At 73.4% G+C, this 9,137-nt stretch carries 7 protein-coding genes and 1 pseudogene; 5 read left to right on the forward strand and 3 right to left on the reverse strand.

The window, feature by feature from the left end:
* Nucleotides 1-173: 173 nt before the first annotated feature.
* The 4 genes from AB0E96_RS34270 (at nt 174) to AB0E96_RS34285 (ending at nt 4,994) form a co-directional block, all read left to right on the forward strand.
* Nucleotides 174-1,337, forward strand: a complete 1,164-nt coding sequence (locus AB0E96_RS34270; protein WP_359829704.1) for a YncE family protein — start codon at nt 174-176, stop codon at nt 1,335-1,337.
* A gap of 252 nt (nt 1,338-1,589) precedes the next feature.
* Nucleotides 1,590-3,134 carry an MFS transporter gene (locus tag AB0E96_RS34275; RefSeq protein WP_359829705.1) on the forward strand — a complete coding sequence of 515 codons (1,545 nt, stop codon included), beginning with the start codon at nt 1,590-1,592 and terminating at the stop codon, nt 3,132-3,134.
* A 175-nt stretch (nt 3,135-3,309) separates the two neighbouring features.
* A complete protein-coding gene (locus tag AB0E96_RS34280) occupies nt 3,310-3,699 on the forward strand; it encodes an SCO5389 family protein (RefSeq protein ID WP_359829706.1) in 390 nt (129 codons plus the stop codon).
* A gap of 263 nt (nt 3,700-3,962) precedes the next feature.
* Nucleotides 3,963-4,994: an LLM class flavin-dependent oxidoreductase gene (locus AB0E96_RS34285; protein WP_359829707.1), complete on the forward strand. Its 1,032-nt coding sequence runs from the start codon at nt 3,963-3,965 to the stop codon at nt 4,992-4,994.
* A 30-nt stretch (nt 4,995-5,024) separates the two neighbouring features.
* Here the strand turns inward: AB0E96_RS34285 and AB0E96_RS34290 are convergent, their stop codons facing one another.
* The gene (locus tag AB0E96_RS34290; protein ID WP_359829708.1) at nt 5,025-5,555 is read right to left on the reverse strand and encodes a Uma2 family endonuclease; all 531 of its coding nucleotides are present in this window, start codon (nt 5,553-5,555) and stop codon (nt 5,025-5,027) included.
* Between the two features lie 232 nt (nt 5,556-5,787).
* Here AB0E96_RS34290 and AB0E96_RS34295 point away from each other — a divergent pair, with 232 nt between their 5' ends.
* A complete protein-coding gene (locus AB0E96_RS34295) occupies nt 5,788-6,795 on the forward strand; it encodes an NADP-dependent oxidoreductase (protein WP_359829709.1) in 1,008 nt (335 codons plus the stop codon).
* 48 nt (nt 6,796-6,843) lie between these two features.
* Here the strand turns inward: AB0E96_RS34295 and AB0E96_RS34300 are convergent, their stop codons facing one another.
* Both AB0E96_RS34300 and AB0E96_RS34305 read right to left on the reverse strand, forming a co-directional pair.
* Nucleotides 6,844-8,292 carry a WGR domain-containing protein gene (locus AB0E96_RS34300; RefSeq protein ID WP_359829710.1) on the reverse strand — a complete coding sequence of 483 codons (1,449 nt, stop codon included), beginning with the start codon at nt 8,290-8,292 and terminating at the stop codon, nt 6,844-6,846.
* Between the two features lie 139 nt (nt 8,293-8,431).
* Nucleotides 8,432-9,137, reverse strand: a pseudogene (locus AB0E96_RS34305) (hypothetical protein); the annotation flags it as partial.

The raw sequence follows: 9,137 nt of genomic DNA on the forward strand, positions 1-9,137 counted from the left end.
CTGCGCCGAGGTCCGGCCGTCGCGGACCGCCTCCGGCCCCGGCGACCTCCTGGCCGCCCGCCGCTCCCCCGGCGGCCCGCACCTCCCGGGTGAGGCCGTACCGCGGACCGGGTTCCTCCCGTAGCGTCGTCCTTCCACCGCGGGGACCCGCGGTGCACGAAGGGGAGGATTCCATGAACCCGCTTGTCTCGACGGCCCGTTGGCTGGGCTCCCTGGCGGTGGCGGGGGCGCTGCTGCTCACCGGGACCGGCACCGCCGGCGCCGTCGGCGGCACGTCCAGCGGCACGTCCAGCGGCACGTCCGGCAGCATGTCCGGCGGCACGTCCGGCGGACCGGTGGCGGGCGTCCCGCAGACCGTCGAACTGGACTCTTCACCCGCCTCGGTGGCCGTCAGCCCGGACGGGCGCAGGGCCTACGTCGCGGTGAAGGACACCACCAACGGCGCGAAGGTGAAGGTGGTCGACACCCAGAGCGGCGCGGTCACCGCGGTGGTGACTCTGTCCACCGGGTTCGGGGCCGGTCCGGGGCCGCTGGCCGTCAGTCCGGACGGCTCACGCGTCCACGTGCTGTTCTCGACCGCCCGCAAGGCACCGCTGTCCGTCCTGGGCACCATCGACACGGCCACCGGCACCGTCGTCTCCAGCATGGCGGCACCGGACCAGCCACGACCCGACGGCACCCTCCCCGGGGCCCTCACCTCGCTGGCGGTCGGCCCGGACGGCGCCACCGTCTACGTCGGCCAGGACGGACCGGCCCGCTACCACCGCCCGGCCGAACCGGGCGCCCGGGTCCTGTCCTTCTCCCCGCAGCAGCAGGCCTTCACCGCCGCCGTGCCGGTACCCGGCCGCTACCTCGGCTCGATCGTCACGGCTCCGAACGGTGACACCGCGTACACCGCCACCGACGAGAACCTGGTCCGGCTGGACACCGGCACCGGGACCCCGACCGTCGCGGGAACCACCCCCGCCCCGATCGGCGCCGTCCCGAGCCTGGCCCTCTCCCCGGACGGCACCCGCCTCTACGGCGTGGGGAACAACGGCACCGGATACGCCGTCGACCTCGCCACCGACACCCTCGCCACCCTCGACATCGCCCCGGGCCAGTGGCTGCAGAACCCCTCGGTGGCCGCGGACGGCTCCCGGCTGTACATGCTCCAGCAGGACCTCACCAGCTCCGACGGCAAGGCCTCGGTCCTCGCCCTGGACACCGCGACCGGCGCCCTCGTCCCCGGCGAGGAGATCACCGGCCTCGCCTGGGTGACCGCCCTGGCCCTCGGCCCCGACGCCCACACCTTCTACCTCGCCGTCAATTCCACCCTGCGGATCCTCGCCCTCTGACCGGGCCCGCGCCGCCCCGCCCCGCCGCCGGGGCGGGGTGACCGCGTCGGGCAGGGGCGGCCCCTGGAACACCTACCGCCCGGCACGGGGAGGAGGCCCTCGGAGGCCCGGGCCCGGGAACGAGCAGGCGCGTCTCCGCTGTGGACGTAATGAACGATTGTGTTCCCTATGTCCCGGGGATACCGTCGGTAGTGGTGAATGAATCCGTCTCCCCTACCCGCTCCTGACCCCTCACCCATTGGGGGACCTGCCATGGCCACCTCGCGCGCCCTGGCCGAGGCTTCGCCCGCGACCGCACGTCGGGGCCAGCACCCGGGGGTAGCACTCACCGTCATCGCGGCGACACAACTCATGGTCGTCCTGGACATCACGATCGTGAACATCGCGCTGCCGCACATCCAGCAGGCGCTGAGGTTCAACACCACCGACCTGTCCTGGGTCATCAACGCCTACACCCTCACCTTCGGCGGGCTGCTGCTGCTCGGCGGACGGGCCGGCGACATCCTGGGGCGGCGGCGGGTGTTCGTTGTCGGCGTGCTGCTGTTCGCCCTGGCCTCGCTGCTCGGCGGCGTCGCCCAGTCCTCCGGCTGGCTGCTGGCCGCCCGGGCGCTCCAGGGCGTGGGCGGGGCCATCGCCTCGCCGACCGCGCTGGCGCTGATCGCCACCAACTTCAAGGAGGGCCAGGAGCGCAACCGGGCCTTCGGCGTCTACTCCGCCGTCGCCGGGGCCGGCGGCGCGATCGGGCTGCTGCTCGGCGGCATGCTCACCTCCTGGCTGTCCTGGCGCTGGGTGCTCTTCGTCAATGTGCCGATCGGCATCGCGATCGCCCTGCTGGCGCCGCTCTACATCAACGAGTCCGAACGCCACCCCGGCCGCTTCGACCTGCTCGGCGCCTTCACCGCCACCACCGGCATGGTCTCCCTGGTGTACGGCTTCATCCGCGCCTCCGACCACGGCTGGACGGACGCCGTGACGCTGACCTCGTTCAGCCTCGCCGTCGCGCTGATCGCCGCCTTCCTGGTCAACGAGCGTCGGGTGCCGCAGCCGATCACCCCGCTGCGCCTGTTCCGCGACCGCAACCGCTCCGGCGCGTACGGGCTGCTGCTCTGCGTGGCCGCGACGATGTTCAGCATCTTCTTCTTCATCACCCTGTTCGTGCAGGAGATCCTGGGCTTCAGCCCGTTGCGGGCCGGCTTCGCGTTCCTGCCGATCAGCGTGGCCATCGTCGCCGCCGCCCAGTTCGCCGCCCGCAACCAGCTGCGCTTCGGGCCGAAACCCTTCCTGGTGACCGGCTCGCTGCTGGTGCTGGGCGGGGTGATCTGGGCGACCAGGATCGACCTCGGCACCAGCTACGTCGGCGGCGTCCTGGGGCCGACGATGATGTTCGGCTTCGGCATGGGTTCGATCTTCGTCCCCGCCACCCTCACCGTCGTCTCCCGGGTCTCCCCGCGCGAGACCGGCGCGGCCACCGGCATGCTCAACACCACCCAGCAGATCGGCGGCTCGCTCGGCCTGTCGATCCTCGTCACCGTGTACGGCACGGCGAGCGGCAACGAGGCCCGGCAGCAGGCCGCGGCCTTCCTCCGGCAGGCCACCCCGCAGCAGGCCGCCCAGTTCCGGGCGACCGGGCGGCTCCCGGCCCCGTACTCCTCGCAGGTGCTGGTGCACGGCATCGGCAGCGCCTTCCAGATGGGCCTGGTGTTCACGGCGCTGGCGGTGGCGATCGCGGTGTTCGTGATCAAGGTCGGCCGTCCGGTGCCGCAGCCCGCCGCCGGCCCTCCCGGGCGGGGTGCTTGACAGGGCGTCAGGGGGACCGGGAGAGTCTTCCTTGCAATGGTTTTCATCTTCGACAACCGTTGCGGCCGACCGCTGCCCGCCATGCCCGGGCGCGGTCGGGCGTGCCTCGACACACCCCGGCACGCCCCCCGGAACGCCCCGACACGCCCCGACACGCCCCCGAAAGAGGACACCCATGTCGCTCGACGTCTCCCCCGCCCTCCTCGCCCAGGCCCAGGAGGGCCGCGTCGACGAGGCCGACTTCCTCGACACCGTCCGCGCCTCGCTCCCGTACGCCTACCAGGTCGTCGCCGGGCTCAGCACCGAACTCGCCACCGGTGAGCGGGAGTTCACCACCGACAACACCACGCCCAGCGACGAGCAGCGCGCCCAGCTGCTGCGCGCGCTCGCCAGCAACGCGATCCGGGGCAGCCTGGAGAACCACTTCGGGGTGAAGCTCGCCTTCGTCAACTGCCACCGGGTCGGCGCCTTCCGCCCCGGCACGGAGGACGGCGCGGCGTACCGGGAGTTCACCTCGCCGCACAACCAGATCCGCAACCAGAGCCCGGAGCTGCGCAGCTGCTGACGGCCACCGCACGGCGGCGGCCCCCACCCCCTCGGCGGGGTGCGGGCCGCCGCCGCACGTGTCGCCGCGTTGCGCCCCGTTACGGGCCGTTGCGGGCCCGTGTCCGGATCGCGCGTCGATCTTGTCCCGCGGCACGGCGGCTGCTTACGTTCGGAACGCACCCCGTTCGGAACGCGTCACGCCCGGAGCCCCATCGCACCCGGAACGCACCCCGTCCGGGAGTCACCCCCTCCCGGCCACCCCCTCACCATGCGGAGCCCACCATGTCGCAGGCCCCTCGCCCGCTGCGGAAACTCGGCTTCCTGACCATCGGCCTCTTCGACGAGGCCGACCCCCGCCGGGGCCACGAGTCCACCCTCGACCTGATCACCCTCGGCGAGCAGCTCGGCTTCGACAGCGCCTGGCTGCGCCACCGCCACCTCCAGTACGGCATCTCCTCCCCGCTCGCCGTGCTCGCCGCCGCCACCCAGCGCACCAGCCGCATCCAGCTCGGCACCGCCGTCACCCCGCTCGGCTGGGAGAACCCGCTGCGGCTCGCCGAGGACCTGGCCACCGTGGACGTGCTGTCCGGCGGCCGGCTCAACCCCGGATTCAGCGTCGGCCCGCCCACCCACTACGAGCACGTGCGCGGCGCACTCCACCCCGACACCGGCGAGCACGAGGACTTCGGCCCTCGGCGCGCCGAACGGCTGCTCGCCCTGGTCCGCGGCGAGGACGCCTCCGACTTCGCCGGCACCGAGGGCATCGAGACGTACTCCCGCCGCGTCCAGCCGCACTCCCCCGGCCTGGCCTCCCGGCTCTGGTACGGCGCCGGCAGCCTGCGCTCGGCCCGCTGGGTCGGCGAGCACGGGATCAACCTGCTCACCAGCAGCGTCGTGAAGCCCGAGGACGGGCAGGGGCCGTTCGACTTCGCCGCCATCCAGGCCGCCCAGATCCGCGCCTTCCGCGAGCGCCACCCCGACGGCGCCCGCGCCCGGGTCTCCCAGGGCCTGGTGGTCATCCCCACCGACAGCGCCACCCCCGAGCAGCGCGCCAGGTACCGGGCCTACGCCCTCGCCCGCACCCCGCGCACCCTCGCCCCGCAGGGGCCTGCCCGACTGCTGTTCGCCCCCGACCTGGTCGGGACGACCGAGGAGCTCGTCGAACGACTGCACGCCCACGCCGGGTACCGCGAGGTCGACGAGGTCGCCTTCGCCCTGCCGTTCACCTTCGGACACGAGGACTACGTACAGATCCTCACCGACCTGGCCACCCGCCTCGGCCCCGCCCTCGGCTGGAAGCCCGGACAGGACTGAGCGGTCGGGGGCCGCGGGCCCCTGTCGCCTTCAGAACTCGCTTGTGTCGAGGTCGAGTTCGAACGGCTCGGGCAGCCGCACCGGCACGCCGAACGGGTGCGGCCCCTCGGCCCGGGTGTAGCCGAGCGCCCCCGGCCGGGAGAACAGGGTGCACGCCTGCTCCTGACGGTCCACCAGGAGGTAGAGCGGCGCACCGAACTGGGCGTAGCGCCGGCGCTTGACGGTCCGGTCGGTCTCGGCGTTCGACGGAGAGGTGACCTCGACCACGAGGACGGTCTGATCAGGGAGCAGCGCACCAGGATTGTTCACGGCCAGTTCGACCGGAACCAGGGCCAGATCGGGGATGTAATAGTTCTCGGTACCCGGAAGGTCGAGATTGCCCGAGCCCGACCGCAGTCCGAGCTCCCGCTGGCGGGGTCCGATCTGCAAGCGGATCAGGTCAACGGTGTTCTCGTGCTCCCAGGAAGGCGACGCGGGGGTGATGACTCCCTCGACGATCTCGGCGCGTTCACCCGCAATGTGTTGAATCGCATACTTGAGGGCCTGCTCCAGGTTCGGCACGCGACTGCAGTCTCCCGGGCCGATGTGTGCCGCGCTCACGTACTGCCCTCCTGTCCGGCGCGGTCTCCGCGCTCAGGGGCTGCCCGGCGAAAAGGCTACCGGCGCATCGCCCCCGCATGGGCACGCGCCACTGGGCCTACCCGCCGAATCCGGACAATCTCTAGTCATATGAATAAGCGCTTGCTTAGAATCGGGGCCCGCCGCCAGACGGCCCGAGCCCCCAGGAGACCTCATGACCGGAGTCAACCGTCAGATCCGCCTCGCCCGTCGGCCCGTCGGGGAGGTGCGACCGGAGGACTGGGCGCACGGGGAGGAGCCGGTGGCGGAGCCGGGGGACGGGGAGTTCCTCGGGCGGACCCGGTACGTGTCGCTGGATCCGGCGATGCGGGGCTGGCTGGACGACCGGCCGTCGTACCTGCCGCCGGTGGGGCTCGGCGAGGTGATGCGGGCGGGCTCGGTGGTGGAGGTCGTCGCGTCGAAGCACCCGGGGTTCCGGGTCGGGGACCATGTGGTCGGGGCCTTCGGGGTGCAGGAGTACGCGGTGTCGGACGGGAAGGGCGCGCTCACCGTCGACCCCGCGCTCGCGCCGCTGTCGACGTACCTGGGCGCCCTCGGAATGCCCGGGATGACGGCGTACTTCGGACTGCTGGACGTCGGGGCGCTCCAGGAGGGCGAGACCGTCGTCGTCTCCGGCGCCGCCGGGGCGGTCGGCACCATGGTCGGGCAGATCGCCAAGGTCAAGGGCTGCCGGGTGGTCGGCATCGCGGGCGGCCCCGACAAGTGCGCGCTGCTCACCGGGGAGCTCGGCTTCGACGCCGCGATCGACTACCGCGCGGAGGACGTCCGCAAGGCGCTGCGCACCCACGCCCCGGACGGCGTCGACGTCTACTTCGACAACGTCGGCGGGCCCGTCCTGGACGCCGCGCTGACCCGCCTGGCGATGCACGCCCGGGTCGTCGTCTGCGGCGCGATCAGCCAGTACAACAACGAGGGCGCCGTGCAGGGCCCGTCCAACTACCTGTCCCTGCTGGTGCGCCGGGCCCGGATGGAGGGCTTCGTGGTGTTCGACTACGCCCGCCGGTTCCCGGCGGCGGCCGCCGAGCTGGCCGGCTGGATCGCGGAGGGCCGGATCAAGGTCAAGGAGCAGGTGGTGGAGGGCACCGTGGACGACTTCCCGGAGGCCCTCGGGATGCTCTTCCGGGGCGAGAACACCGGCAAGCTGGTGCTGCGCCTGGCCTGACCGGCGTCCCCGGGCGGCCGCCCCGTACGGCGGCCGCCCGCGCCCCGGTCAGAGCAGTCGCTTGATCTCGCCGCGCGCCCGGTAGAAGCCGCCCGAGGCCGACTCCCGCACCTCGGCGACCAGGTAGCGGGCGCCGGGCACCCGGATGTCCTTGGGGAACTGCACCCGCCACGAGGAGTCGTAGCCCGGCGTGAGCACCCGCACCCGCACCCGGGCGCCGTCCTGGACGCACTCGACCTCCACCTCGGTGCCCGTCCGGGCGGTGGCCACCGAGACCGTCTCCACCCCGGTGCCGGCCAGCACCGGCTCCCAGCCCGCGCCCTTGACCTCGGCCGTCTTCGGCAGCGTGCCGGCCTCGGCCGCCCGCACCGCCTGCTCGCCGGCGTCGAGGCAGGCCAGCGAGCCGTCCGTGGTCACCAGGTAGAGCCGGCCGTCACGGTACTGCATGCTGTACGCCGAGCCGCAGCCGGTCGCGAGCTTCCACAGCCGGGTGCCGTCGGCGGCGAAGCAGTACACCGAGGAGTGGTTGTCCCCGGCGAAGACGTACTCGCCGTCCGGGGAGGCCGCGCAGGAGAACACGGCGGCGTCGCAGCGGTAGGCGGCCACCTCGGAGCCGTCCGACTTGCGCAGCCGGTGCACCCAGCCCTGCCCGGTGCCGGCGAACACCTCGTCGGCCTCCTGCCAGCCGAACAGCACCCCGCCCCGGGTGGGGGTGTACCAGCGCTGGTCACCGCTGCGGTTGTCGTAGCGGGCGACGCCGCGCGAGTGGCCGTGGTAGACGCCGTCGGCGTCGCAGCGCACCATCCAGCCGGACCGGCCCTCGCCCTGACGGCGCCACTGGAACTCGTCCTCGTGGTCGACCGTGGTCAGGCCGCCGCGCTCGTCGGCGACGCCGAGCACGCCGTCGTGGATGTCGAGCCAGAAGATGTCCACGTCCTGGGCGATCTCGTACGCGACCCGCGGGATCTTGCCGCCCAGGTCGTACACCTTGCCGTCGTCGCAGCCGGCGTAGATCCACCAGTCGTCCGCGACGATGCACTTGACGCCGTCCGGCAGGCCGTAGCGGCCCGTCACCTCGCCGTCGTGGGTGAGGGTGTAGACGTCGCCGCGCTCGTTGCCGACCCAGGCGTGCTCCTCGCCGACGAAGATCCCGAAGGCGGGCGAGCCGGAGCGGAAGCGCCACAGCAGCGGCGCCTGGCGGGCCGTCGAACGGCTGCTGACGATCTCCCGCCTGGTCACCGCCCGGCGCTGGCGCACGCCCTGGACGGCCGGGGCGTAGCCCTTGCGGACCTTCTCGCCGATCTTCTTGGCCGCCGAGGCGGCCGCCTTCTCGGGGCTCGGGAACGTCGTCGACTTGCTCTGGCCGGGCTCGCCTATCCGCCCGTACCGCACGGTCACCACCTGGCCGGCGAGCCGCACTTCGTAGAACTTGTGCGCGCTCCCCTCGTCCTCGGACAGTTCGAGGTACGTGACCTGCTCTTCGACGGCGACGGACACGGCGGAGTCCCCTTTCGGGCAGCGGAGATGGGAGGCCGGTTCGGGACCGGCCCGCCGACACCTCCGAAGCTACGGCCTGGCACTGACATTCGGCTCCGGCCAGCCTAGGCGGAACCGACCCGGCCGGTTCCGGCGGGGTTCAGTACAGCTCGGCCAGGAGGGCGCGCAGGCGCTCGTCCTCGCCGATGATCTCGTACGGGAGGCCGGAGGTGACGATCCGCCGGTCGCCCTCGACGAGGTCGCCGACGTACCGGCCCAGGTCGGCGTCCCGGGCGGCGGCGCCCAGCGCGTGCAGGGCCTCGCAGCCGCCCGTGACGTCGGCGCCCGTGACGACCGAGTGGAGCGCGGCCGCCGCGAGGCGGTCGACGTCGAGGGTGTCCGGGTCGACGATGTCGAGCAGGGCGCGGGCGGCGCCGGCGGCGTGCGCCGCCTCGGCGAGCAGCGCCTCCAGCCGGGGGACGAGGTCCTGGCCGGCCGCCCCGAGGGAGGCCGCGGCGCGCAGGGCGCGGACCGCCGGCCAGCGGTTCCACGACCGGCCCCCGGCGATGCGGTCGAGCACGGAGGACAGGATCCGGACGGCCTCCTCCGCGTCGCCGTCGACCTGCCAGAACGCCCGGGCCGTCGCGATGGCGGCGTCCAGCTGAGGGGCGGTCGGCTCGGGGTCGTCGCCGACCGCGGCGAGCAGCTCCGGGAGCAGCCCGGCGGCGGCCGCGCCCAGGTCCGCGGCCGCCTGCGCCGCTTCGGCGACCTCCCGCGAGGCCGCCAGCCGCTCGGTGACGGCGGCGAGCAGGAGACCGGGCTCGCCGGTGACCTCGTGGTGGGCGCGGGCCACCTGGAGCGGGCCC

Origin of the sequence: Kitasatospora sp. NPDC036755, from assembly GCF_040636595.1 — a bacterium.
GTDB lineage: Bacteria > Actinomycetota > Actinomycetes > Streptomycetales > Streptomycetaceae > Kitasatospora.